This window comes from Lysinibacillus sp. NPDC097214 (assembly GCF_050277945.1).
Lineage (GTDB): Bacteria > Bacillota > Bacilli > Bacillales_A > Planococcaceae > Lysinibacillus > Lysinibacillus xylanilyticus_B.
Map to the genome: position 1 here is coordinate 342,527 of NZ_JBNNSS010000005.1, position 25,853 is coordinate 368,379.

Below are 25,853 nucleotides of genomic sequence, written 5' to 3' on the forward strand. Positions count from 1 at the left end.
TGTTATTTTTAATATAATACCACAACCATCTTTTTGAAAAACTAAATTATCATGGAAACCCACGATAGAGGAAAAGTGACAATTTCGACTCTCCTCACGAAATGAGAATACCGTGGTTCTACAATTAACATACAGATTTATGGAATTAGAAATGGAATTGTCTACAGATTGAGAAACGGCTTGCTAGTTAAAGCGACCGTTATTTTTATTGTTACAACCACAGATTATCCGACATTAGATATTATAGTTGTGGATATGTTCTCGCACCCAATTTATTTTCATAACAAAATATTCCCGTGAAGAAAATTAAGAGAGAGCGAATGCATGTTCTTATTTTATCATATTGCTCTTATTTATCAAGCATTTTAGCCAATAAGAGAATAATATATATTCATAAACAATACAATAATTATTTATTGTTTTACGATAAAAAAATATTGACTTGAAATGCATGACAAGATAATATGTCATTAGCAAGTTAATGAAAGAGGTGCTTTATGAAACAAAAAGAATTATCAAGATGGTTAAAATTGATAATTGTATTTTGTGCTTTATTTGGTTTACTATTTTGTATTTATCTAGGGCCACAAACAGGGAAGGAAGTTTTACTAGATTCAGAAGAATTACTATCGGTGTATAAACCATTTATTGCATTCATTTGGATAACAGGAATTCCATTTTTTTTAGCATTAGCTTTAGGATGGAAAATATGTACGGATATTAGCTCTAATCAAGATTTTACTGTTGTGAACGCAGATAGATTAAAAATAATAAGCGTGTTAGCTATGATCGAAGGTGTTTTATATGTAGCTGCGTTAATTTATATTTTTTCGGCTGGTGGCTATCACACGAATGTCCTAGTAATTATGTTGCTTATTTTATTCTTTGCAATCGTCATCTCTGTCTTTACTTCAATGCTTTCTTATTTAGTTAGAAAAGCAAGTGTGATAAAGCAAGATAATGATCTAACGATTTGAGGTGTGTAAAAGATGGTTATCATTATAAATCTGGATGTCATGCTTGCTAAAAGAAAAATGAGTGTTACAGAATTATCGGAAAAACTAGGCATTACAATGGCGAATGTTTCTATCTTGAAAAACGGAAAGGCAAAAGCCGTTAAATTTTCTACATTAGAAAAAATATGCGAAGTTTTAGATTGCCAACCAGGTGACATTTTGGAATACAGAAAAAATGAAGATAATGAATAATGGGGGAGAAATGATGAAAAAATATATCCTTGCAACTTTACCGGTTTTAATAGGAGTTTTATGTTTATTTATGAAGGGAATTATCGGGGACGAATTACTGCCAGATGGAACACTCGTAGAAAGAAACTTCTTTTTAATTCCTTTAAGTTATTTATTTTTCTTTAGCGGTATAATTTTAATATTATTTGTTGCAATTTTTTCTACCGTTAAAAAGACAAATATAGTGAAGTAATATGAAAAGATCAGGTTCATAAATAGGAGCCTGATCTTTTATGCTATTCCCAAGTTTGATCTAGCTTATCACTGTAAAACGTTATGGCTTTGCGATAATCTTTTATGCCTTCATGATTAGTAGTGTGAATTACTGTATGTAATAAAGTTTCCATAGCCTTTGAATGTTCACTTAGATTATAGAGAGTCATAGCATAGAAAACCTTTACATGTTCGGCTTCTGGAAACTCACATATAGCTTGTTCAAAAATATGTTTGGACTGTTCATATTGCCCTAATGTACGATAAGTGCTGCCTAATCCTACATAAGCATCAACTAAAAATTCGGGTTTAAGCCCTAATTGAATTGCTTTTTCATAGTGGGGGACAGCCTCTTTTTCTCTTCCTAATGAATCATATGCCCATGCACATTGAAATTGGTAGTATCCATTTTCAGGCTCTTCTTGAACTAGTGCTACCATTAATTGATTTGCTTCTTCCAATTGACCATTCTCTCTTAAGGCTATGATATGTTGTAATCGCTTATCCATTTTCTTGTATCCTCTAACTTTCTATATTTTTCTAATATTTAATAATTTTAAACTACTGAATTATTATTGTATACTTGGTTCACAATTTAAAAATTTTACTTTTCAATATTATCAGGCATATTGGTAGGGGAAATATAGAATTATTACTATTCGATAAAAGGCTTTTTAAATAACATATAAAATAATAATGAGAGGTGAGTGAGAATGCTGGAGCGTTCTATGGAGAGAACACGGGAATGTAAAAAAGAAAGGGAGTGATAGAAAGAGGGGCATTATATGATAGCTCTTCTAAAAAAAGAAAAGAGGACGATTATAATGAATAATTATCAAAGCATTTGTAGTGAAGGATTTGATTTAAAATATTGTGTGAAGGGACAAGGTCAGCCGATATTGGTAGTGGGTAGCAGTGTGTATTATCCACGCTTGTTCTCAGAAAATTTATATAAACATTTTCAATTTATCTTTTTAGATCATAGAGGGTTTGTGAAGCCACCACGTGTTTTAAAGAAAGAAGATTATACTCTAGATAAAATTGTCGAGGATATTGAAGCAGCAAGACAATTATTAAAGCTTGAGGATTTTATCATTTTAGGACATTCTGGACATGCATTTATGGCTTTGGCATATGCCGAAAAGTATCCTCAATATGTTCAGAAGGTCATTTTATTAAATTCAGCACCGACAAACAGTCAAGAGAGACAGCAGCAAAGTTTTTCATTTTTTAATGAGACGGCTAGTGCTGAGCGAACAAAGCAATTTGAGCATGATATTGCATTGTTAGAGAATGATATTCACATTGACCCAGAAAGAAGATTTGTGCATATGTGTATTCGCATGGGAGCGCATAGCTTTTATGATTATACGTTCGATGCTGCTTATATGTGGGATGGCGTCTATACAAATATGGAAGTTATTGATTACCTTTGGGGAGTAGCATTTGCTGAACGAAATCTAATCCAATCAATGGCTCGCGTAGATAAACCTATTTTTGTAGGGTTAGGTAGATATGATTATTTAGTCGCTCCTGTTTCGCTTTGGGAATCAATTGAGCAATCTTATAAAAATGTGAAGAAGATCATTTTTGAAAAAAGTGGCCATAACCCAATGTTTGAAGAACCAAATACTTTTGATAGAGAATTAATCAATTGGGTTAATGAATAGAAGAGACTGATGACTAGTTGCTTATGTGGCTTAAAAGATTGATAGCTTGTAATAAAGTTTGCTCAAAATCCAGTATTAAATAAAATGTACCCTATAAGATAGTCACTTAAAAAAAGTCTCTCTTATTGTTTTATTAAGAGTCAAAGTGAAAATCTATAGATAACAATATTTCTATAGAATGTGCAACATGATAATGAATAAAATAAAAAATGAACTAAAAATTATTTTAGTTCATTTTTATTTTGAATATAGATAGAAATTATGAAATACATAGTAAAATCTTTTAACTGACTGAGCAAGGATTAGCGGATAAAGATATTACAAAATTACATCAAGCGAACAATATTCTTATAAATCTTGATTACAACTACAACATAGAAATATTTAGTAAGAATGAACTGGAACAAATTAAAGCTAAACTGAAGTGAAAAAGGGAACAAATCATTTTTACAATTTTTATCTTCATACTTCGATTCCAATTTTAATGAAAAAATTGAATGAGCATACATTACACATAGTAAAATTGTCAATAAAAATGTACTTAAACAAACGAGAGCGATTGTTCAATAGAGCGATCGTATCTTGTGCTCAATAAATAGTGTCATCGTTTTTATTGTTGCAATTTTAGCAACCGTCGTAAAAAATATAACAGCAGAAACATGTGACTTACGACTATTCAACTCCCATGAAAGGACGTAATAATCTTTCATTTTCTATGGTGAATTCATGGTATACTTTTACGGAGCTTTTGCAGAAAGGAGATTTCCACGCCCTATGTTAAAAGAACGAATCGATTTTTTGTGCAAAAAGAAAAACATCACCCGCAAAGAGCTGGTTGAAGGTTTAGTGACGCAAACCCATTTTGCCAATATCCTCGCAGAGCGTTACCCTCTTGCCGTTGATTTGGCTGAACATATAGCCTCCCGACTCAGCGTCTCTCCGGCTTATTTGCTGCAGGCTTCATCTCAATCGCCGGATACGTTGGCAAAGGCAGAGAGCATTTTCGAAATGTTATCCCAATCCACTGCAACCATCGATGAACAGCAGGTTAACGATCTGCCGGACCGCGACGATGCTTTAACCGTTGAGTTGACCACAGCCCTAATGAAAGCCGTATATTACCAGCAGCTTAATGACGCGGCAGCTCATGATTATTTGCACCGGAACTATTTGAATTATTACTTGGATAAATACGGTCGTCCTGACGACAATGATCTGCCCCTGCCAGCCAAAAAAGCGATGTTTTATTATAAAATCCAACTTTTCAGATCCAAACACCATTACCACGAGGCACTGCTTCAAGCACGGAAACTTGCGGAACTGCTCGCTCCGGGCAGCGAGCCATGGCTGACGGCGCATAATTTCATGCTTGAGGCCTTTATCTATTTGAAACAGTATGATCAGGCGAAACAGACGTTTGAGCAAATAATGAAGCATGTCTATGAACAAAGGCTCTTTCACCGTTTGAGCGGGTTCTATCTCACCTACAGCGGTTATCAGTTTACGGTCGGACTTGTTCAGGAGGCGCTGCTAGCCTTATCCATGGCGGAAGCATATTTGGTTTACACCTCCAGTCAGGGCGAAATGATGACATCCATAATGAACAACCGAATTATCATGCAAACGCTGCTGGGCGAATATGACAAAGCCGCATTGGAGATTGACCGCTTTAAAGAAATGATTCTGCGCGAACCAGAAGAAATTAGACAGAAGTTCCAACCGCTGCTCGATATTTACCGCTGCGAGTTGGCACTAAACCAAAAGCAATGGGCATTGCTCCCGCAGATGATCAAGGAGCTTGAAAGCAGCGCCGAAACAACCGATCAACAAATGTCGCTGCAGTTCTACCAAAGCCAACTCTCGTTTGCGCAGGGGCAGTTCGAACGTTCAATGGAGCAGGCCATGGCCTGTTTGCCTTATTTTGAGTCCATTCAGCAAACCAACCGCTTGGAGACTCTATATGAGTCGCTTGCCGTCGTCTCTGAGGATGCCAGAAAATACAAGGAATCTGCTGCATATTACAAGAAGCTAGTTTACCTTCTGCGGAGCAAATAATAAACCGGATTTCAGTCGGAAGACCGCAATACGAATGGGCTGTTCCAAACGTTAAAAGGCGGATTTCCCGCTTTTTTTGCAGTAAAAGGGTGGATCTTCGCAAAATTCACTCCTTAAACCGGAAGTAAAACCGCTGATCACCGCCACTATATTGTATCCTTTCAAACCCGTTGTCACCTTTCCGTCCGCTGTTTACAATTGTGATAGAGTCATCGATGAACTCAAAAATACGATTGTAGCGAGGTGCTTAACATATGGGCTGGTTCGGTAAAAAGAAACATGCACAGGACAATTTGGAAAAAGCGGATCAATTATTAAATAAAGGCTTGAGCGGCATGATGATGAAGGGATTCATCCCCAAACAGCATCGCGAAGCAATGAATCATAGCATTGAGCAGGCGAGGCAAGCGCAGGTGGTCGCGGGAGGTTCCGTTCCTATCACTGCTACCGCTATCGTGCTTTCGGTACGCGATACCGGAAAACTGATTAATTTTGACCCGGTTGTTATTTTGGAGCTGGAGGTGACGGAAACCGGTGGCAGCCGTTATACGAAAACGCTCGAAACGCTTGTATCCAAATTACAGATGCCACGGGCCGGGGACCACATCGGACTCGGACAGCATCCGGCCAATCCGGCGGAACTCATCTATGTTGGCACCATAACTTGAATCTGACCTGGGAGGGATGATGATGCAAAAAATCTTAACATCACTTGGCATGCTTATCGTGCTTGGCGTTAGCTTTTCCCCGCTGCTGGCTAATTGGATATGGGACGATCCCTTTATCATTATAGGTTCTTCTTGGTTTGTACCAGCCATCTTTGCCGGTATTGTCCTGTTGATTCTTCCACCCATATTGGGTAACGTCTTTGGTGTCGGTACCGTCAAGAAGGGGCAGTCAGCAGTGGGACTAATCACGAATATCCGGCAAACCGGAACGATGATTAACAACAAACCGGAAGTCAAGCTGGAACTGATGGTAATAAGACAGGGCCACGACAAATACCCAGCCAAGCTGCGGATGATTGTTTCTGTCGCGAATTTACCACAATTTCAGCTTGGATCTGTAATTCCCTTACTGGTCTCGGTGAAAAATCCCAACAAGATCGGTTTTGATGCCAAAGGTCATATGAATCAAAATGATCTTCAATCGCTTTTTAATGAACAGCTTGTTAAACAAGGCTTGAGTCCGGAACTAGCGGATATTGAGCAAACCGGGGAGAAAGGTATAGCTAAAGTAATGGATGTGGTACCACTGGGTATGGCCGCATCCGGAAAAGTTCAACTGCAGCTTACTCTCGCCGTTACCAAACCAAACGGGGAAACATTCAAGGTGACGGTACAAAAAGAACTGCTTGTCGTGAATCTTGCCCAGGTGCAGCAAGGTCAAATCATCAATGTCATCTATTCCCCGCAGGACCCTGCGAAGCTGACGATCGTGCTGCCGGTCACGGAGCAGGAAATCCGGCAGACGTTCGGTACATAAACATGGAAAAGCGTTAGCCTCCGGGTTGCAGCCGGACCTCTTCATTTTTAACTTTATTTATGGCTGAATGAAACACTGATTAAAAACGATAATGGTAACATTTGGTAAAATTCAGTCAACATGCAAATAGAAACAACCTTACATTTATGTACTATATACTAAATATTTTAAAATGAGAAAGAAGTGAGGAAACTGAATTACGGAAAAACGATGGTTGAATTTTTTTCTAGCGCGGAAGAACTTAAACAGCTTCACAAAATAATTAGTGATTACAACTTACCTATTAAAAGTGAAGATACCTTTGAAAAACAAGCGGTGGGGGTTAGCGAATATTTAAATGAACCTACTTTTATCGAAGCTCGGAATAAAAAACGATCTTTAAACATTATGTCGGGTGTTATTGCATTACCAATCGTTGTCTTTATTGTTTATATGATATTAGGAAAGTTAAAAGTAATAGATCGAGAGGATATCTTTAAAAATGTACTTGATTGGTTTTTAGCTTATCCATGGGCGTTTATTCTGTACGCTTTTATATTTGCTTCTATCGTAATTGCACATAAATTAATAGAAAAGAAAATGTATTATAAAATATATCCTAATATAAAGTTGAAATTACTGGACCAATTAAACCAAAATATTGAAAAGTAGTTTTTAACTAACTTTCTCTCCAAATCGATTGAAATAATACCTTTAAGGAGATAGGAAAGGGTGAGCACACTTTCCTATCTCTCATAATTCCAGTGCTTCCTTTTACCAACTCACCATTTAGTGAAATTAGCCACAACAATGAAAACTTCTAACAATATACTTGAGGTTTCGAATGAGGTTAGGACAAAACCTAAATAAATAACAAGCAGCCCAGATAATTTTACGGACAGTAGAATTTTCTGGGCTTTGTATTTAAACATATAAATATTTTCAATTTCGTTGTCAGCTTGTACAAGAAAAGCCTATTGAGAATGAAGCGATTTTATATCTGGAACAAAGAAGGAAGCAAACGCAAACAAATTCACGTATTTATAATTCCATTTGCTACAGCTTTTTTGCATATATTTCTATTTTTTGACTCTTCGATTTTATGGTCAACCGCTTGCACTTTTTTATTTAATTTTTCTACGATTTGTGATAGCTCTTCAACTGATGTTGGCGCCGGATAATACTCTTGTTCTAATTTAGCGGGTAATCGTAACATATGAAACCTTTGTGATGTGAAATTGCCAGAGAGAGAACGAGCAGTGGAATTATCCGCGCATTGTAGCTTTATAAAAAAGTTTGATCATTTATAATAAAGATTGATAATTTGTAATAAAGTTTGATTGGAGATTGTGAAGAAATGTACTTAAACTAACGGGCAGGTTAGTTGAATAAGAAATAATATATATTGAATGGTTTAAAGGGGATCTGTTATTGCTTTATAGTAAAATTAATAGATACAAAAGAATGATTGGATGGATAACTTTGACTGAAAAAGTATTAAAAAAACATTTGAAAGAAAAATACGGTGATTTTTCACTTGTTCGATTAACTGGAGGGTACACAAATGACACTTTTTTGTTAAATGGTACACTTCCTCCGTTAGTTGTTAAAGTTGCAAATAAATTTAACGAAGACATTGAAAATGAAATAAATTGTTTAAATTTAATTCAAGAAACAGGAGTAACACCAAAAATTTATGAGTTAATAGAAACAGATGCCCTTCAAATAATTGTAATGGAGTACAGAAAAGGAATAAATGGACAATCCATTTTAGATAACAATGAATTAGAAAGAACAAAGGAATTATATAAAAACTTAGGAGCATCTCTTGCTAAAAGAATTCATTCAATAAAATATAACTATACTTCAAGTGGAATTAAAGAATGTACTTTTAATGAATTTAACTTAAGTTTAGATTTTGTACCTGAATTTCTTATTGCAAATTCTATGGAGATATTACAAAACATAAACGATACTAAGGAGGAATGGGTTTTAACGCACGGTGACTATGGGATTCACAATGTTTTATACACAGATACTAATACTCTTACAGTCTTAGATTGGGAATGGTCTGAATGGGCAAATCCTTTAACCGATATAGGATGGGTCTGCTGGTTTACAAAACTTCATTACCCTGAATATGCGGACTCATTAAATCTCTTATTTATTAAAGAATATAAAATTAATAATCCAATACACTTATCTCCTGAAGTATTAAGGTCTTACTGTGTATATAAGGTATGGAAAGTATTACATAAGGTCAAAAAAGCACCACAAGAAGTACAGGAGGAATGGATAAGACGTTTAAAATGGACCATAGAAACGGACATTTTTAATTTCGTCTTAATGAACTAAGGGTGCTTTACTTCAAGATGGGATTCCACAGAGACCCCATCTTTTTCTTATTCAACTAACGAGGCAGGTTAGTTGAAGAAGAGGTTTTTTTGCGAATGCGTTGAATAAGTTAATATATGTAAAATATTGAACGAAAAGGGGTGCTTTACTTCAAGTCTAGGGGTAGCACTTTTTTCTTAAACTAACGCAGGATAGTTCAATTATTTATAGGGGGCACTTTATGATTAAGTCTTTAAAAGGGCAATTTTTCTTATCTATATTTGTTGCTTTTGGCTTTGTTTATGTTAATTTTTCTAGTATTGAGTTTATTGCTGACAAGAGGGATCCGACCGTTCGGGTAATATTTTTTTTCATTATGATTTTATCGGTGTTTAATGCGGGATTATTGACGGAAAAATACATTCAAACAAGAAAGAAGAAATAACTTTTATCCAACTAACGGGGCAGATTAGTTGAATAAGAACTTTGGTTTTCCTTCAGTATTGATTTAAAACTGCGTAAGGAAAATGCTAACAGGGATATTTATGGTTAAGGATTTTGTAAATAGCTAAACAAAAGTGAGAAAGTTGGAGTATAGGGGATATTCAAATTACGTTTATGTATAAAGATAAATTGTATCAAGCGAAATCAATTAAATTCTGCGATATTTTAATACAAAAAAAAGCAGGAATGTTAGTTTAAACAACATTTCTGCTTTACTATCTTTTTTTAACCGACGCTGTCTTCCGATTTCTCAATTGCTTTTTTCTTTATTATATAACCTATACATCCAATTATAAACATAAGAAGTGAAATTACTTCTAGAAGTGGAAAAACATACACACCAATTAACCCTGCCCAAGAGTTTCCTGTCACATACTGAGGTATTTTTATAAGAAAAAAGCTGATTATAGGTGAAAAAATTAGTACAGAGAAAACTCCCCAAATAATTAAATTTAAGCTCCAAGAGCGTTTATAAGTTAGAAAGAAAGCCATTATAAACAAAATTGTAAACACTATGAATAAAGAGATTAAAATTTGAATCACACTCCTTAAATTCCCTAAATTTATAATTTACACCAATAATACTTTATTTAATATTACTTTATCATACCTTAAAAACATTAGAATACACAAAATGAGCATATAGCCAATTCAATTGATTATTGATTCAAATTGGAAGTTATGTTATTCAACTAACGGGGTGCTTTACTTGAAGATCATTGAGTTGCATAGGCAGCTCTTTTTTTCTTATTGAACTAACGGCGCAGGATAGTTTAACAATAATTAGTAATATGTGGTAACCTTGTTGAGGGGGGGTTAATTGTTAATGTAGGACAAGTTTACATAGAGAACAAGTGAATAGAAAATACTGTGAAGAGGGGTTCGGATATGGAGAAAATTCTTGATAAATTACAGGAACTAGAGTCAGGTGAAGTGGGGATTATTATTTATTCTCCGGTAAAACAGGATATAGTTTTATCGTTAAATAAGGGGCTATTAGTACCTCTTGCTTCAGCCGCAAAAGTTGCGATTGCCTTTTGTATCGCAAAATTGATTGAAGAAAGACACTATAAATGGACTGACATTGTTGAAGATGTAATTTTTAATCCAGAAGAGGATAGCGATGAAGTGTATCCTCACTTTCAAAGTAGAGAAAACCTGACACTCCAGGATGCGGTGGAAGTTATGATAGCCTGTCACGATAGCTTTGTCGCAGAGAGAATTGTTCAATTTTGTGGTGGATGGGAATTGATTAACAATACAATAAAATCATATTTTAAAAGCATAAATATTACTCAAAATCCAAGAGACTTGGATAACAATGGAGAATTGAGTGAGATGTTAGAACTTTTACGATTAATACATCAAGGATACAAAATTAATCCTAATTTATGGATTCCAGTTATTAATGGTTTAGTTAGGCAACGAGGTGATATAGAAGGGATACCAAGCCATTTCTTAAATCATATGGCTGGTGGATTAGATAATGTAGTAGTTGATATTGGGATAATAGGTGAGTTTTCTAAAAATCCGTTATTATTTGTTTTGGGTGCAAAAGAGTTACCAAATCGATATAAAGAGAAATTAGCAGATGAAATAATTATTGATGCAATGAAATTACTTTATGATGAGTATTGCAATCAGGAAGTTGAATTGGAAAGTGAAAATCTATCTAATTTATAAAAGGCTTATTAAGCTAACGGGTGCTTTAATTGAGCATCCAGAAATAATCAGTCTTTATTATAAAAACCAAACGAGATAAATAAAGAACCAACTGTTTTGATCAAACTTTGTTTCAAAACAGTTGGTTTCTTTCTGTATAAAATTAGCGTTTGCAACTTAATTTTAATCGAACTTTATTCAAAAGCTACACGCGTGTTTGCCAATAGAACTTAGAAGCTTGATGTTCGCAAGCATAATCAGCTAACTGCTTAATGAGTTCACGAGCAACAACGTGCCTTCGAGCAGTTTCATCTACGAAGAGGTCTTGTAAGTAACATGCTTCTTCCATCCATATTGTGCGAAGAATTAGGAAGTGGGTAAATCCGACCAAACTTCCTTGAAGGTATGCACCTAAACCTAAAAAATATCATCGTCGTTTAGCAAGCACCCCCAAACCCCATCGTAACTCTTGTCTAAGAGCTCTGTTTCGTAAAATACTTTGTAGCTCCTTACCAAGACTTTCTATCGACTACGTCATCAGCTTTGAGGGGTGCTATTTCATTATATTTTGTTCGTTCTTTATTTTTGCCATTTGGTAATCTCCTCCTAATATAATGGTAGCAGTTCCACCACTATCCCACCATTTTAGATCACCCATTTTTGTTAGGAGTCAATTTTCAAATGTTCACCGTGCACGTTGAAAAGTTGTTGGATTTCGTTCATTCGCTTTTTGTTATGCAATAAATAATGATGAATACTCTTCGGATTTTGTTGTTTTAAACCTTCATTAAGTGCTTGGAACATGCTAATTGTTGAATAGTGCGGTTCTTGCTTCGTTAAGTTATAAATAATCATCGACATGCGTGTTGTGTTTTGACGCACATTTTTAAACGCTTGTAATAGTACTTCGTTATTATAGCTTTCAAATGTTTTTTCCATATAGTCGTATGTGCAAATTAAATAACGGTAATAATCATTTTGCTCGTGCGCTTTAATTTGTTCTGCAATGATGCCATCAAGCATCTTCAGCAGTTCCACATTATTTTTTTGAATGAGACCAGTGAGGACAATTTGTTGTAAATCTGCCAGAAAAAAGCATGTATCCAAAAATGTCTTTTGAGAAAAACCTTTAACGATGATGCCTTTTTTATCAATTGACTGAATGTAATTTTTACGAATGAGCCGGATAAGTGCAGTACGAATTGGCGTGCGGCTCATGTTTAAGTCATCGCTTAATTTATTTTCGGATAGTTTTTCTCCAGGCATATAGTCTGCTTTAATGCAGCGTTCTAATAAAATTTCATATGCCTGATCAGCTAAAGATGTCATATTAGCGCCTCTCTTTCTATTCTTAGCGTAGTATATTTAGAAAAAGATGTCATTCACATTTACAACATTATAGTAATTATCTTACATCAAATTCACAAATCATTAACATTCAGCTGTTATATTCATCTTGTATACAAGTTTTATAAATAAATTATTTTTTGGAGGTCAACATGAAAACGTACAAAAAGTCACTTTTATTAAGTTCGATGTTAGTTGGTGCGCTCGCTTTAGCTGGTTGTAGTGGAGAGAAAGAAGCTGGTGCTAAAGAAGATAAGCAAGATGAGTTCATTATTGCCTATTTACCACAAGAAAACTCAGAACAAAAAGCAAAAGTAGATAAAGCATTTGAAGAAGATTTAGAAAAAATCTTAGGAATGGAAGTAACTTCTTATCAAGCAAATAGTTACAATGCTGCAATCGAAGCAATGAAAAATGATAAAGCAGATTTAGCATTATTCGGTGCATTTTCATATATTGTCGCAAGTGAGCGTGCTGGCGCAGAGGCATTAGCAGGTATTAAAACAGATACATCGCTGCCTATGAGCGTATTCATTACAGCAAGTGATTCAGATATCGAGTCATTAGAAGACTTAAAAGGTAAAACGATTGGATTTGCGGACCCTGTTTCAACGTCAGGTCACTTAATGCCAAAATCATATTTAATTGAAAGCCTTGGTTTAACGCTTGAAGAAGTTGAAAAAGAAGGTAAATTCTTTAAGAGCATTAACTTTGCTGGTGGACATGATAAAGCGGTAATTGGTGTTACGAACAAACAATATGATGTGGCAACTGTATCACCAGGTGTACTTAAAATGATGGAAAAAAACGGTGTCATCAAAAAAGAGGATTACAAAATTATTGAAGAAGTCCCAACGATTGAAGTAGGTTCTGGCGGTGCGTATGCAATTCGTGACAATCACTCAGAAGAAACGAAAAACGATGTAAAAGAATTCTTATTAACATACGATGACCCAACATATTTAGAGGCATTAACAGGCAGTAAAGATACAAAATTAGTCGAAGTACAAGATAGCGATTTTGATGAGTTTAGAAAAGTTGCGGAATCCTTGAACTTAAGCCCTGAAGAATTATTAGCGCACTAAGGAGATTATGATGAATTCAAGTTTACATACAAAAACAAGGAAGATTAAAAAGTCGCTTAATATATTCTTATTCATCTCAGTCATTCTATTTTCGGTTTGGTATGTTGAATTCGATTTAATGGGATTTTTCTATGCCATTCCGACGTTTGTTCAGTTTATACTGACGGACTTCCTACCACCTGATATGAGTGAGATGCAGACCTTTATTGAGCCTGTCATTGATACGATTCTCTTAGCATTCATTGCGACAGGAATCGCTTGTGTTTTAGGATTAGTTTTAGCGATTTTAATGGCGCAAAACACAGCGCCTTCAAAAGCGATCGCATTGGTATTAAAAGCAGCTTTAACATTTTGTCGAAATATCCCAGCGCTTGTTTGGGCGGCGATTTTAGTCGTAATTTTTGGGATTGGTAATTTACCGGGATTGCTTGCCTTAGTTGTCTTCGGTACAAGTTTTTTAGCACGTGTGTATTCAGAAGCGATTGAAGAACTTGATGGGCATGCAGAAGAAGCGATTGTGGCAGTTGGGGGGAACTACTTCCATGTATTAAAACATGCGGTGATACCTCAATTTATGCCGAGCTTTTTAAACTGGTCGCTATTCATGGTCGAGATTGGCATTCGTGCGAGTGCGATTCTAGGGTTAGTAGGCGCTGGAGGACTCGGTACACTGATTAAACAAACAATGGATCTATTCCAATATGACAAAACAGCGATGGCAATTGTCATTATGATTGTGTTAATTATGATTGTCGAAACGACTTCACAAAAATTAAGGGAGCGAATTATTTAATGACAGCGAAACAAGAATCGATTCAGTTGCCAACTCGCAGGAAGAAGAAAATTCCGATTTCCCATGCTAAAACGAAACAGCAGCAACAACTATTTTTTGGTGTGAGTGGGCTTTTGTTCGTCATTAGTTTACTCGTTGTGGATATTGATTGGAAACAGTTTGTAGTGGGTGTCGAAAAGCTGCCTGCAACACTGTCAAATATGATGCAAATTTCAACGGCGATGTTGCCAGATTATTTACGTGAAATGCTAGCATCACTAGCCGTCGCGTTACTTGCCTTAATTTTCGGTTTAGTACTTTCGATTATGACCGCCTTTTTAGTTGCAAGAAACATTACACCTTCTATGATGTTAAGTCGTATAATTCGCTTCTCCATCATGATCATTCGCGCAGTGCCAACGACGGTTTGGGTATTAATTGCGGTCGCAAGTATTGGCTTCGGTTATACAGCGGGAATTTTAGGGCTTATTTTACCGACGGCTGCGTATTTAATTAGAACGTTTGCGGCACAAATTGAAGAAGTTGGTGATGATACTATTGAAGCGCTTCGCTCGGTTGGTGCATGTTGGATTTTAATTATTTTCAAAGGGTTACTACCAAAGCTAAAAACAATTTTTATCGCCACAATTGCCTTTAAGTTTGAGATGAATGTATCTGAATCAGTTGTATTAGGTGTGGTTGGTGCAGGCGGTGTCGGTATGTTAATTCAAGACTCCATTGCATACTACAACTTTGGCGACATGACGCTGGGTATTTTAATCGTTTTTGTGACAATGTTTACGATTGAAACATGCACGGGCTTATTACGAAAAAAACTACGTTAGGAGTATTTAGATGAAACCTTTATTACAAGTTCAACAATTAGAAATGGAATATGCAGATGGAACAAAGGCACTTCGAGGCATTTCATTTAATGTGCATAAAGGTGAATTTATCGCCGTAATCGGCCCTAGTGGTGCGGGGAAATCAACATTGCTTCGCTCTATTAATCGCCTTGTCACGCCAACATCAGGTGATATCGTCTATGAAGGTGAATCGCTAATGACAGCGAAAGGTACGGGCTTACGCAAACTTCGCTCAAATATTGGCATGATTTTTCAACATTATAATGTCGTCGACCGCTTAAGTGTACTAGAAAATGTACTACACGGAAATTTAGGGCGTATGAGTATTATGTCAGGGCTTTTCAATCGCTATTCAGAAGCACAAAAAGAAATGGCTATTCATTTATTGAAGAAAGTCGGATTAGAAAATGAAATTCGCAAGCGCGTTGATGAGCTAAGTGGTGGTCAACGCCAACGTGTCGGCGTTTGTCGTGCATTAGCACAAAACCCTGCACTTATTTTAGCAGATGAACCAATTGCGTCACTTGACCCAAAATCGTCTGCAATCGTGATGGAGAGCATTTATGAAAATTGTCTTGAACAAGGCATTGCATGTTTAGTCAACTTACACCAAGTTGACGTGGCGAAAAAATATGCGACGCGCATTATTGCTATTCAAAAAGGGCAAATACTATTTGATGGCAAACCAGAAGATTTAACAGATGAGTTAATCGTGCGTTTATATGAAGGAAAAGAAGACGAGCTACTAGCAAGCTGAGGAGGAGGAAAAAAATGATGCAACTATTAGAGACATTTGAAAAAATTTATAATTTTCGTGATATGGGTGGGCAAGTAACGAAAGATGGGCGCAGTGTAAAAAAGGGTTTGCTATTTCGTTGTGGTGAACTAGGTCATGCAACAAATGCCGATCTTATCCGTTTAAAAGACATGAACATTCAAGTGATTTTTGATTATCGTGATGACCACGAAGCAAGCACAGTCGTAACTCCAACAATTGAAGGTGTTACTAACATTCGCGTACCTGCAAATACAAATTTAGACCACAGCTCAACATCGCTGGAAAATATGCTGAAAAATCCAATGTGGACACGAGAAAATGCTCTTGGTCATTTCTATGCGGACATGTTATTTGAAAATGAATCATATAAAGCACTATTAGCGTGTATTCGTGAGCAACAAGTTCCATTAGTACACCACTGTGCAGCAGGGAAAGATCGTACAGGTGTCGGTGCAGCTTTAATCTATTTATTGCTTGGCGTATCAGAAGAAGCAATTATTGAAGAATATCTTTTAACAAATGAGGCAACGGCTAAAAAACCACCACTATGGTTTACTAAAATGAAAGAACAAATGACTGAATATGAAGACGTTTTTGGGAAAATGGCTGGTGTAGAGGCAGTTTATATGCAGACCGTATTTGATCGAATTAAAGAAAACTACTCTTCGTATGAAGCATATTTCAAAGAGGAGTTCGGCATCGATGAAGTGGAAATGGCTCGACTAAAAGATTACTACCTTGAAGTTATTTAAGTTGCTATGAAATAGGTAAGAGCCAACATGCTGTTGATATCACCAAGTATGTTGGCTTTTTTGGTTAAAAGGACATTCATTTTTATTTACTCATTACCAAATTAAAAATAGTTACATAAATGAACATATTAGTAAGGATCCATTTAGTTCAATTGTTACCCCAAGTATTGAAAACCAAGAAAATTATTTGAAGGTAACAACGAAGAATGGATTTGTTTTGGTCACCATCATCCCCCTCGTATTATGTTATAAGGATTAAAACGATATACTTGAATCCTGGTACTCTTGGTTGTAACAATAAAACAACTGCACCTTATGCAAATATAGCATTCTTGAAAGAAATAGTTGAAATTAAACTGGAAGAATAAACTTATGATAAAACTTCTTTATTTGAATCGTATCATAAATTACAGGTACCAGAACGTGACTTAATATTAAAAGTATTTCTCGGTAATCAACTATAATTTTAACTAGCGGGGCGATTGTTTAAGATTAAACAATTGCAAGTAGCTTTTTTTCTAAAATTAAATTGTTGATTTAACTCCGAAAAGTGAACTTAAGTGCCGCCGTATCTAAAACAGCAGCGATTATGATCCCTACTGTATAGCGAACCAAATCCTCTACAAGAAAACCTTTGCCAAGTATCAAAGCCCCGAGCGTTGTCCCGCGAATCTGATTAATCCAGTCTTCCTGATACAACTGACTAAATTCAATGCCGAAGCTAAACAAAAAACTGAGCCAAATAGCCGAGAGGTTGCTCTTACGCACTAACAATAATCGAAATCCGAAATAGACCATCATAGCCCATAGTATGTCCCCTGCGTTCTGCGCTACAAATGACGGGAGTAGGGTACTCCAATTTCTTGAAGCTAAGCCGAGTGAAATGGTGATAGCAATAGCTATCAAATAAGTTACTCGCATTTTACCGTATTGCAAGTTGATAGGTTTATGCCCATTAGTCAATAGAATCACTCTTTCGGTTGTTAATATTAATCCATTATCTCATAAATGATGTCCGGAAGAATTATCTGTATATGCACCTTTGACGAAAGAGTACCTAATTATTTAGTTCACCATGTATTCTTCTTTAAGCAAACCGTATATTTCTAAATCTACAACACCTTTACCAGACCATACTTTAGCTTGTCTCAAAAGTCCTTCTTTTAGAAAACCATTTTTCTGGAGAACCTTTTTAGATGCTTCATTTAACGGCATTACTTCGGCCTGTATTCGATTGATATTAACTTCCCCAAATAAAAATTTGACAAGTATGTTTACCGCATCAGATGCAAGGCCTTTACCCCAATAGTCCTCTGCTAAATAGTAACCAATCGTCACCATATTTACTTTTTGATTAAATTCCATTGCTTCTATAATACCTACTAATTGATCGCTATGGGATTTTTGAAAAATGCCCCATTTAACTATGCTTTCCTTTTTGTAATCTCTATCAAAATGACCAATCATTTTACTCACTGTTTGGATATTATGTTTAGGGATTATCCCGCAGTATTCAAAAACTTTTTCATTATCATAAATCGCAAATAGTTCCTGTAAGTGTGCATATTCAATTTTTTTTAGTACTAGCTTTTCGGAGTTTAATAATGGGAACTCTGCAAACACTTTTATTTTATTCATAGCATTCTCTCCTTATTTTTTAATGAGCACAAGACCAGCAGTAAGGTTCTTCTTACCATTCTTCAGCTCTTTTGATTATTGGGAATTAAAAAACTATTTGTAAAATTTAGAGTAATTATGTATAATTTTACTATATTATAACGAAAGTGAGTGATTTATTATGAAAGTCAGCTCTATTTTTCCATCAAACATAAATAAGGTGTGGAAGAACTAAGAATAATAGATTCTTCTGCAAAAATTGGAGGAATTACATTGTATAGTTATTACGGTCCATTATGTACAGAACTTTATGATTTGACAAAACCAGTAGGATATTCTATTGGTGGGGATATTGAATATTATCTTGAACGATTAAAGGGAACTAAGGGAAAAGTGCTTGAAGCGGGAGTAGGTTCGGGGCGCTTCTTAATTCCTTTACTTGAAAAGGGATATAATGTTGAGGGAATTGACTACTCACCTGAAATGTTAGATTTATGTAGAAAACGTTGTGAAGAAAGAGGATTCATGGCAAATCTATATGAAGGTAACTTGAGCAATTTTTCAATAGACTCAAAATTTGAAGCGATTGTTATGCCTACAGGTTCTTTATGCTTAATAGAGAATTCAAAAGATGCAATGGGTGCATTAAAATGTATGTATAATCATTTGATACCTGGAGGACGTTTAATTGTAGACTTGCTTTTACCTACAGACTGGCAAACAGGGGAAACTTCTTCATCTTACTATGAAATTTCGAAAGAGGAAGGAATTGCATTAGAAAGAAGAGCCGTTGAAATGAACTGGATCGATCAATATACGCTAACCGTTTTGAAATATGAAAAATGGAGAAATGGTAAATTAATAGATTCAGAATTGCAAAGATTTCCGTTGCGATGGTACGGAATAGAAGAATTCCAGCACATATTAACAAGCTTAGGTTTTTCTGATATTACTTGTTCTGCTGAATATATTTATGACAAACAGCCTTCAAAAGAGCATTCATTAATTACATTTGAAGCTGTTCGCAAATAAGTAAACCTGCTAGATGTTAGCTAAGAAAGTAGCTAACATCTAGCAGGTTTTTTTCTAAATATTTTTATTAACCTTGTCCATTTATTCGGGTTGCTGTTACGGGATGCTGGATTGGGAGAAAACGAGTGGAAAAGTATAGTGACTATGGAAGTTTTAAAAATACTAAAAAATCACCACATGATTGGAAAATGAGGAGAGATTCTAATTGGAAAATACAGTTATTAATAGTGATTTTGATAGAGCGAAAGTGTTATAAAAACAAATGCTAGAGGATTAGAGCGTTCTCTGTTTGAATATGAGTTTGAAAGTGGTAGTAAGGAAAGTGTTCTCAGACAGCTAAAAATATACCAAAACAAGGATGGTGGCTTTGGGAATGGAATAGAGCCGGATTTTTGGTTACCGCATTCATCTCCTATGGCTACCTGGAAAGCAGGGCAAATATTAATGGACATTGGGGCTGATAAAGAGGAACTAATGGTAAAATCTGTGATTTCCTATCTAATAAATACTAATCATATGGAAACGGGAATGTGGGATACTGTGTTACCAGAGAACAATGAGAATCCTCATGCGCCTTGGTGGCATTGGCACGAAGGTATACAAGAAAATTGGATGTTTAATCCGGGGGTGGAATTAGCTGCATTTCTTGTGCATTGGTCCACCGAGAAAAGTGAATCTTCAGAAATAGGTTGGAGCTCGATTTGAAAGCAGTAAATTATTTAATGAATAAGAGCGAAATGGATAGACATGAAATAAACAACTTTCAGCAACTTATTAAAATAATTAAACCTCATGAATCTAACTTTGAGGATAGAACAAAATATTCTCTTGAAGTAGTTTCTGAAAAAATTATGGATCTTGCTGAAAAATGCGTGGATAGGGATACATCTACTTGGATACATGGCTATAAAGCTATTCCTTTGGATTTTATTGATAAACCTGATCATCAGCTTTGTTCAAGGTTTGGTACATTAGTTCAAAAAAACTTACATTTTTACTTAGAACAAATTACTAATGAGGGACTTTGGGATATTTCTTGGAGTTGGGGAAGTTATCCAGAAAGCTTCGAAAAAGCAAGGGTATTTTGGAAAGGGATACTTGCCGTTAATAGATATAAGCAGCTAAAGGCTTTTGGTTATTTGGAATAAAAGATTGTTCTACAACTAACTATACTTTAGTTGTAGAAGGCTCGTATTATTGATCAAACTTATTTATAAAAATCTCATACTTAGTTAGAAAGATTAACTCCATTTTGATCAATCTTTTTTCAAAATGGAGTTTTTTGCATTTGCGGATAAAAAAGATTGAAGGAAATTTTTTAATCAATCATTATTCTAAGGCTACACCGACTGGATTGTTAAGTTTATTGGATTTAATTAAAACCCATTTTTTTCTTGCTATATTTTTACTGTATAAAGGAAAAATAGGATTATCTACAATTCAATGAAGGAAGAAGGGTTTTCCATGCATAAGGATATTCATTATGGTAACGACTTTAAATATATTCCAGCAACATCAATTTGGAGTGGAGATGGTGTAGAAGTATTGCCTGATTTATACCAACATACGATTCAAATTGTTAATATTGTACTCTATGGTGAACCTCAAAAGGGAGAGTTTGTATTAATTGATGCAGGCATGCCAAAAAGCGCAAAGGAAATTATTTCGATAACCGAGGAGAGATTTGGATCCAAGAGTCGACCTAAAGCATTAATTTTGACGCACGGTCACTTTGATCATGTTGGGGCGATAATCGATTTAATTGAACACTGGGGTATGCCGGTTTATGCACATTCTTTAGAATTACCTTATTTAATGGATATAAAAAATTATCCTGAACCTGATCCTAGTGTAAATGGTGGTCTACTAGCAAAAGTGTCATCCATTTTTCCGAATGAAGCTATTAACTTAGGAAACAACGTTGAGGCTCTCCCATCTGATGGCAGTATTCCATTTATGAATGGTTTTCGTTGGATTCATACACCGGGTCATACGCCAGGGCATATATCATTATTTCGCGAAGAGGATCGAGCGTTAATTGTTGGTGATGCATTTGTTACGGTTAAACAAGAGTCGCTTTACAAAGTATTGCTACAAAAAAAGGAAATTAGCGGGCCGCCACGATATTTCACGACGGATTGGCAGGCTGCTTGGGATTCTGTAAAAAAATTAGAGGCCCTAAAACCTTCAGTTGCTATTACAGGACATGGATTACCAATGAAGGGGGAAGAGCTTTCTAGAAATTTGCATAAATTAGCAACTGAATTCGAGCAGATTGCTTTACCTAATCATAGCAAATATTTGAATTAATATAGCAAAAGGTCACTTTTAATGGTGGAAGAAAACCTTAAGGATGTCATGATGCCGAAGAATATTCTATGAAAATGCTTTTTTTTTAATCCTGAATTAAATTTTCTCATAAAAAACTGCATCTCCATTTGTTAGAGGTTTCTAACTTTAGGAGTGCAGTTTACATTGAGTTTGTGATCTCTTTGAAAATATTTACTTGTAAATTGTCGTATCTTTTTTACCCACCTCAATGTTGTTTTCGGGAATAATAAGCGTGAAACCAACAATAACGACGAGTCCAGTAATTAAACCATAAATAATCGGTAGTGTAGAAGTGATGCCAAAAATTATAAATGAAATAAAGATAACTAGTGAACTAGCAATAATTGAATAGAAAGCAGCTTTACTTGTTACACGCTTCCAGTAAAGACCGATGATGAGAGGTACGAAGATAGCACCTGATAAAATTGCGTAGGCCATGTCTAATGCCACTAATATGTTTTGAATCCATACTGAGAAAATGATAGCTAATACACCTAAGCCAAGTATGACCATTCGCGATGTATTGATGATATCTCTATCAGTCATATCCTTTTTTACGTATACCTTAATAATATCGTTAGTGATTAGGGTCGCAGAAGCAAAGATAGCTCCTGAAGCATTTGACATAAGTGCAGAACAAACACTAGCAAGAACAAGCCCCAATAAGCCTGGTGGAAGAATTTCTAATGCAAGACTAGTAAACGCTGATTGAGAGTCGCCTAGATTTGGAAGTAGCACAAGTGCGCACATCCCCACAATACTTAGTACTAAACCATAGAAAACACTGTATACACCGGCCGAAATAGCGCTGCTTTTCGCTACTTTTTGATTTCTCGCTGTAAATACACGCTGCCAGATGTCTTGAGAAACCATTAAACCAAAGAAGTACAATAAAAAGTATTGGAAGATACGATCCCAACCGATATTTGTAAAGCTAAGATGCGCTTCTGGCACACTACTAAATAGAGCTGTTAATCCTCCGACACTGTTTACGCTAAACGGGAACATAATGAAAAACACACCGATAGTCATGACAATAAATTGTATAATATCTGTTAAAGTAATACTCCACATGCCCCCTAATATTGTATAAAAGAGCACGATTCCTCCGCCAATAATCATAGAAGGAATAAGGGACCAGCCCAGTAATACGTGAATAACATTTCCCATACCAATTACTTGTGTTACCACGACCATCAGGGTATAGATGGCAGTAACAATCGCACTAATAAGCTGAGTTCCTTCACCAAAGCGCTTTCCTAGTAACTGACTAATAGTAAAAACCTCATATCCACCAATTTTATTAACGACGAAAAGCCCCAAGGCAGCTATACCAAAGCCCATCATCGAAACAAACCAAAGACCAGAAACCCCGTAATTATAACCTAATGTCGTTGACCCCATAGTAGCCGCACCACCGATAATAACAGCTGCTAAACAACCTACGTGGCTGTAATACCCTAGACGACTTCCTGCGAGGACAAAATCTTTTTCAGATTTCGCTTTTTTAATTCCGATTATTCCGACAATTATTAAAGCACCAAAATAGAGAAGAAGAATAAAAGTATCCAGTATATTCATTTATACACCCCCCGAACTTAATTCTAATTCGTATTCAGTAATCGCTTCGTCAAGCAAGGAAATTCCTAAGTCTAAATGTTCTTTATCTATATTTAATGGAGGCATCATTCGAATTACTTCTCCCTTATTACCGCTTAAATAGTAAATAACTCCTTTATGCAGACACTTCTCCAGAATATTCATTAACCCCTTACCATTTGGTTCTCGAGTTTCGGGATGAATAATTTCAATTCCTAGCATCAAACCAATTCCACGAACTTCTCCAATCGTGTGATGTTTTTCTTTTAAGTGTATTAATTTATTTAATGCATAGTCACCTAATATTCTAGCATTTTCTACTAAACCTTCACCTTCTAGAACGTCTATTGTAGCGCATGCTGCCGCACATGCAATAGGATTTCCACCAAATGTAGTGCTATGACTGCCAATTGTCCATTGTTCCATTAATTCCCGTGAAGCTACTGTTGCGCTAAGGGGCAGACCACTTGCGATTCCCTTTGCAATCGCCATAATATCAGGGATCACACCAAATCGATTTGCCGCAAACCAGTCACCAGTTCGACCAAAACCAGTCTGAACTTCATCGAAGATTAATAAAATTCCGTAGCGATCACAGATTTCTTTTATTTTTTGTAACCATGCTTTTGGAGGGATAACATAACCGCCTTCTCCTAGAACAGGTTCTAAAATAACAGCTGCCACTTCATCTGGAGACACTTGATGATTAAATAAACGTTCAAAATCTTTTTCAACGTGTTCTGACCAATATTCATCATGGTTTAAACCTGCTGGTGTTTCCGATAATTGAGCATATGGTAATTGATATGTCATGTTTGCTCCAACCGGTAAATTCTTTCTGTATTTACTTTTTGATGTAGTGAGGCTTAAGGCTCCCATCGTTCTTCCATGAAATCCTCCAAGGAAAGAAACAACGTAAGGCCTCCTAGTTACATGTCTTGCTAATTTTACTGCACCTTCAATTGCTTCTGCTCCGCTATTTCCAAAGAAAAAACAATCTAATGACTGTGGTAGAATCTTTCTCAATTTCTTAGCTAATAGAATAATGGAATCGTAATTAATAATACCGATAGGACCATGAACTAAATAATCAACTTGATTTTTAATCGCAGTAATGACTTTGGGATGTCTGTGCCCTGTATTTTCTGTAGCAATACCGGAAGTAAAGTCTAGATACTTTCTACCGTCGAATCCTATATAAAATAATCCCTCCGATTTAACTACCTGTAAGTTTGGAAAATCCTTCGCCATTGTAGGCGCTAATAAGCCTTCTTCATTAATGTTTTTCCAATCGATCATAAACTCATCCCCATTTCGTTGGTGTTGAAAGAATTTTCCTTTAATTCAGATAATACGTCAAATGCCTACTATAAGAAAAATTAATAGTTAAAAAATTGTTGATAAATGGTATTTGAGATGGGATTCCATAATTGTTAACAGCTACAATGAAAATTAATAGAAGTTAAATACATCTCAATTTCTTAAATGGAAGTAGGGTAATTATTACTTTATAATGGAAATACATCTTTGGGGAAAATTTATTTTTGTGGGAATAAGGGGAAAGTAGATGGTGATTAGATGGAACTAAGGAATTTAAAAACCTTTCAAGTAGTTGCAGAAGAATTAAATATCACAAGGGCTGCCAAAAGATTAGGGTATACACAGCCAACTATTACGCTACAAATACAGTCTTTAGAAAAAGAATTGAATCACACTCTATTAACAAGAGTTGGTAAAAAGACGCTACTAACAGCTGCTGGTAAAAAGCTAAAAGACCATGTCGATAGCTTATTTATCTTTATAGATAAGTTAGAAAAAGACATGGAAGAATTACATGGACCTTCTGGCATTCTGACGATTGCTGCCTCAGAATATTATTGTACTCAACATCTTTCGCCGATTGTAAATGCTTATTTGGAAATATACCCGACTGTGAAAATAAGCCTTTTACCATTAAACAGTGTACATGCTATCAAAAGTGTACGAGACCATGTGGCGGATATCGCCATAATTGCGAATGAGTGTAATGATATCGATATCAGAAAAACTTTTTTAGAAGAGGAAAAGGCTTTTTTAGTTGCTTCTTCTGAAATTTGCAAAGAAAGAAGTTTTCATGAAATTATAAGAGAAGCTACCTTTATCTCCTATGACTATCATTGTAGTTTCAGCAATATCATAGAACAATACTTCAAAAAAGCCGAATTTCAACCTCAGTCCACTATTATGGTTGGTGGAAGTGATGAGATGATAAAGCGTGCGGTGTTGAACGGAACAGGCTATGCGATTTTAGGTCAAAATGCTATTGAGAAAGAAATACAGGACGGTTCGATTACGATCCTCCAGCATGTTTCAGAATCTATAATTACATCAGCCATTAATTTAAAAGTTCGCTCAAATGAACCGAATATACTAACGTTTCATGAATTTTTACAAAACGCTTGGCCAGTGAGCAATAATCTTAGTGAATCATTTGGTTAAATTGCAAAAAAGCGAGTATTAGAAAATAGGAAATAAAATTGAAAAGA

29 protein-coding genes and 1 pseudogene are annotated in these 25,853 nt (G+C 35.6%); 21 read left to right on the top strand and 9 right to left on the bottom strand.

All coding sequences use genetic code 11. From position 1 onward, the window contains the following. The first annotated feature begins 497 nt into the window (after positions 1-497). From ACQKMI_RS14235 to ACQKMI_RS14245, 3 genes are read left to right on the top strand one after another with little or no spacing between them, the layout of a single operon-like run. Complete coding sequence (locus ACQKMI_RS14235; protein WP_427489916.1) at positions 498-977, top strand: DUF2975 domain-containing protein; 480 nt, start codon at positions 498-500, stop codon at positions 975-977. 12 nt (positions 978-989) lie between these two features. Then, positions 990-1,208 (top strand): helix-turn-helix domain-containing protein, encoded by a 219-nt coding sequence (locus tag ACQKMI_RS14240; protein WP_427489918.1) that lies wholly within the window; start codon positions 990-992, stop codon positions 1,206-1,208. Positions 1,209-1,218: 10 nt separating this feature from the next. Next, positions 1,219-1,440 (top strand): DUF3955 domain-containing protein, encoded by a 222-nt coding sequence (locus tag ACQKMI_RS14245; RefSeq protein ID WP_427490123.1) that lies wholly within the window; start codon positions 1,219-1,221, stop codon positions 1,438-1,440. Positions 1,441-1,483: 43 nt separating this feature from the next. On the opposite strand, the gene ACQKMI_RS14250 is transcribed toward ACQKMI_RS14245, so the two are convergent. Further along, positions 1,484-1,969: a tetratricopeptide repeat protein gene (locus ACQKMI_RS14250; protein ID WP_427489920.1), complete on the bottom strand. Its 486-nt coding sequence runs from the start codon at positions 1,967-1,969 to the stop codon at positions 1,484-1,486. A 315-nt stretch (positions 1,970-2,284) separates the two neighbouring features. Between ACQKMI_RS14250 and ACQKMI_RS14255 the strand changes: the two genes are divergently transcribed. The 5 genes from ACQKMI_RS14255 to ACQKMI_RS14275 all read left to right on the top strand — a co-directional run bounded on the left by ACQKMI_RS14255 (position 2,285) and on the right by ACQKMI_RS14275 (position 7,321). Beyond that, on the top strand, positions 2,285-3,130 hold the full coding sequence (locus tag ACQKMI_RS14255; RefSeq protein ID WP_427489922.1) for an alpha/beta hydrolase: 846 nt from the start codon (positions 2,285-2,287) through the stop codon (positions 3,128-3,130). A gap of 774 nt (positions 3,131-3,904) precedes the next feature. Continuing rightward, positions 3,905-5,185, top strand: coding sequence for a helix-turn-helix domain-containing protein (locus ACQKMI_RS14260; protein WP_427489924.1), 1,281 nt, complete (start codon positions 3,905-3,907; stop codon positions 5,183-5,185). 254 nt (positions 5,186-5,439) lie between these two features. Next, positions 5,440-5,853: a hypothetical protein gene (locus tag ACQKMI_RS14265; protein ID WP_427489926.1), complete on the top strand. Its 414-nt coding sequence runs from the start codon at positions 5,440-5,442 to the stop codon at positions 5,851-5,853. A 22-nt stretch (positions 5,854-5,875) separates the two neighbouring features. Further along, complete coding sequence (locus ACQKMI_RS14270) at positions 5,876-6,670, top strand: hypothetical protein (RefSeq protein WP_427489928.1); 795 nt, start codon at positions 5,876-5,878, stop codon at positions 6,668-6,670. A 183-nt stretch (positions 6,671-6,853) separates the two neighbouring features. Next, complete coding sequence (locus tag ACQKMI_RS14275) at positions 6,854-7,321, top strand: DUF6097 family protein (RefSeq protein ID WP_427489930.1); 468 nt, start codon at positions 6,854-6,856, stop codon at positions 7,319-7,321. 361 nt (positions 7,322-7,682) lie between these two features. On the opposite strand, the gene ACQKMI_RS14280 is transcribed toward ACQKMI_RS14275, so the two are convergent. Beyond that, positions 7,683-7,865: a hypothetical protein gene (locus ACQKMI_RS14280; protein ID WP_427489932.1), complete on the bottom strand. Its 183-nt coding sequence runs from the start codon at positions 7,863-7,865 to the stop codon at positions 7,683-7,685. Between the two features lie 266 nt (positions 7,866-8,131). Between ACQKMI_RS14280 and ACQKMI_RS14285 the strand changes: the two genes are divergently transcribed. Together ACQKMI_RS14285 and ACQKMI_RS14290 are read left to right on the top strand one after the other, a co-directional pair. After that, positions 8,132-9,004 carry a phosphotransferase family protein gene (locus ACQKMI_RS14285; protein ID WP_427489933.1) on the top strand — a complete coding sequence of 291 codons (873 nt, stop codon included), beginning with the start codon at positions 8,132-8,134 and terminating at the stop codon, positions 9,002-9,004. A gap of 220 nt (positions 9,005-9,224) precedes the next feature. Beyond that, positions 9,225-9,428: a hypothetical protein gene (locus ACQKMI_RS14290; protein ID WP_376074249.1), complete on the top strand. Its 204-nt coding sequence runs from the start codon at positions 9,225-9,227 to the stop codon at positions 9,426-9,428. Positions 9,429-9,712: 284 nt separating this feature from the next. Here ACQKMI_RS14290 and ACQKMI_RS14295 read toward each other — a convergent pair whose 3' ends face one another. Beyond that, the gene (locus ACQKMI_RS14295) at positions 9,713-9,979 is read right to left on the bottom strand and encodes a hypothetical protein (RefSeq protein ID WP_427489935.1); all 267 of its coding nucleotides are present in this window, start codon (positions 9,977-9,979) and stop codon (positions 9,713-9,715) included. A gap of 396 nt (positions 9,980-10,375) precedes the next feature. Between ACQKMI_RS14295 and ACQKMI_RS14300 the strand changes: the two genes are divergently transcribed. Next, complete coding sequence (locus tag ACQKMI_RS14300) at positions 10,376-11,170, top strand: serine hydrolase (RefSeq protein ID WP_427489937.1); 795 nt, start codon at positions 10,376-10,378, stop codon at positions 11,168-11,170. 184 nt (positions 11,171-11,354) lie between these two features. Here the strand turns inward: ACQKMI_RS14300 and ACQKMI_RS14305 are convergent. Together ACQKMI_RS14305 and ACQKMI_RS14310 are read right to left on the bottom strand one after the other, a co-directional pair. Next, positions 11,355-11,552, bottom strand: a pseudogene (locus ACQKMI_RS14305) (GNAT family N-acetyltransferase); the annotation flags it as partial. A 260-nt stretch (positions 11,553-11,812) separates the two neighbouring features. Further along, on the bottom strand, positions 11,813-12,478 hold the full coding sequence (locus ACQKMI_RS14310) for a GntR family transcriptional regulator (protein ID WP_427489939.1): 666 nt from the start codon (positions 12,476-12,478) through the stop codon (positions 11,813-11,815). Between the two features lie 170 nt (positions 12,479-12,648). Here ACQKMI_RS14310 and ACQKMI_RS14315 point away from each other — a divergent pair, with 170 nt between their 5' ends. The 5 genes from ACQKMI_RS14315 to ACQKMI_RS14335 are packed head-to-tail and all read left to right on the top strand — an operon-like array spanning position 12,649 to position 16,749. Beyond that, a complete protein-coding gene (locus ACQKMI_RS14315; protein ID WP_427489941.1) occupies positions 12,649-13,581 on the top strand; it encodes a phosphate/phosphite/phosphonate ABC transporter substrate-binding protein in 933 nt (310 codons plus the stop codon). 10 nt (positions 13,582-13,591) lie between these two features. Next, positions 13,592-14,374 carry a phosphonate ABC transporter, permease protein PhnE gene (gene phnE / locus ACQKMI_RS14320; protein ID WP_427489943.1) on the top strand — a complete coding sequence of 261 codons (783 nt, stop codon included), beginning with the start codon at positions 13,592-13,594 and terminating at the stop codon, positions 14,372-14,374. Then, entirely contained in the window at positions 14,374-15,198 is an 825-nt protein-coding gene (locus ACQKMI_RS14325; protein WP_427489945.1) for a PhnE/PtxC family ABC transporter permease, read from the top strand. The genes phnE and ACQKMI_RS14325 overlap by 1 nt, the downstream gene beginning before the upstream one ends. Positions 15,199-15,208: 10 nt before the next feature. Continuing rightward, positions 15,209-15,976: a phosphonate ABC transporter ATP-binding protein gene (gene phnC, locus ACQKMI_RS14330; protein WP_427489947.1), complete on the top strand. Its 768-nt coding sequence runs from the start codon at positions 15,209-15,211 to the stop codon at positions 15,974-15,976. A 14-nt stretch (positions 15,977-15,990) separates the two neighbouring features. Next, positions 15,991-16,749 carry a tyrosine-protein phosphatase gene (locus tag ACQKMI_RS14335; protein ID WP_427489949.1) on the top strand — a complete coding sequence of 253 codons (759 nt, stop codon included), beginning with the start codon at positions 15,991-15,993 and terminating at the stop codon, positions 16,747-16,749. A gap of 537 nt (positions 16,750-17,286) precedes the next feature. Here the strand turns inward: ACQKMI_RS14335 and ACQKMI_RS14340 are convergent. Continuing rightward, positions 17,287-17,670 carry a DUF2809 domain-containing protein gene (locus ACQKMI_RS14340; RefSeq protein ID WP_427490125.1) on the bottom strand — a complete coding sequence of 128 codons (384 nt, stop codon included), beginning with the start codon at positions 17,668-17,670 and terminating at the stop codon, positions 17,287-17,289. Between the two features lie 144 nt (positions 17,671-17,814). Then, the gene (locus tag ACQKMI_RS14345) at positions 17,815-18,387 is read right to left on the bottom strand and encodes a GNAT family N-acetyltransferase (protein ID WP_427489951.1); all 573 of its coding nucleotides are present in this window, start codon (positions 18,385-18,387) and stop codon (positions 17,815-17,817) included. A 252-nt stretch (positions 18,388-18,639) separates the two neighbouring features. Between ACQKMI_RS14345 and ACQKMI_RS14350 the strand changes: the two genes are divergently transcribed. From ACQKMI_RS14350 to ACQKMI_RS14365, 4 genes are all read left to right on the top strand, one after another. Further along, positions 18,640-19,398: a class I SAM-dependent methyltransferase gene (locus ACQKMI_RS14350; protein ID WP_427490127.1), complete on the top strand. Its 759-nt coding sequence runs from the start codon at positions 18,640-18,642 to the stop codon at positions 19,396-19,398. Positions 19,399-19,812: 414 nt separating this feature from the next. Continuing rightward, positions 19,813-20,103, top strand: coding sequence for a hypothetical protein (locus ACQKMI_RS14355; protein ID WP_427489953.1), 291 nt, complete (start codon positions 19,813-19,815; stop codon positions 20,101-20,103). Beyond that, positions 20,100-20,546 carry a hypothetical protein gene (locus ACQKMI_RS14360; RefSeq protein WP_427489955.1) on the top strand — a complete coding sequence of 149 codons (447 nt, stop codon included), beginning with the start codon at positions 20,100-20,102 and terminating at the stop codon, positions 20,544-20,546. The genes ACQKMI_RS14355 and ACQKMI_RS14360 overlap by 4 nt, the downstream gene beginning before the upstream one ends. Before the next feature lie 316 nt (positions 20,547-20,862). Continuing rightward, positions 20,863-21,708, top strand: coding sequence for an MBL fold metallo-hydrolase (locus ACQKMI_RS14365; RefSeq protein WP_427489957.1), 846 nt, complete (start codon positions 20,863-20,865; stop codon positions 21,706-21,708). Positions 21,709-21,900: 192 nt separating this feature from the next. Here ACQKMI_RS14365 and ACQKMI_RS14370 read toward each other — a convergent pair whose 3' ends face one another. Further along, positions 21,901-23,310, bottom strand: coding sequence for a sodium:solute symporter (locus tag ACQKMI_RS14370; protein WP_427489959.1), 1,410 nt, complete (start codon positions 23,308-23,310; stop codon positions 21,901-21,903). Continuing rightward, positions 23,311-24,627, bottom strand: coding sequence for an aspartate aminotransferase family protein (locus ACQKMI_RS14375; protein WP_427489961.1), 1,317 nt, complete (start codon positions 24,625-24,627; stop codon positions 23,311-23,313). A 279-nt stretch (positions 24,628-24,906) separates the two neighbouring features. Between ACQKMI_RS14375 and ACQKMI_RS14380 the strand changes: the two genes are divergently transcribed. Continuing rightward, complete coding sequence (locus tag ACQKMI_RS14380; protein WP_427489963.1) at positions 24,907-25,806, top strand: LysR family transcriptional regulator; 900 nt, start codon at positions 24,907-24,909, stop codon at positions 25,804-25,806. Positions 25,807-25,853 lie beyond the last annotated feature (47 nt).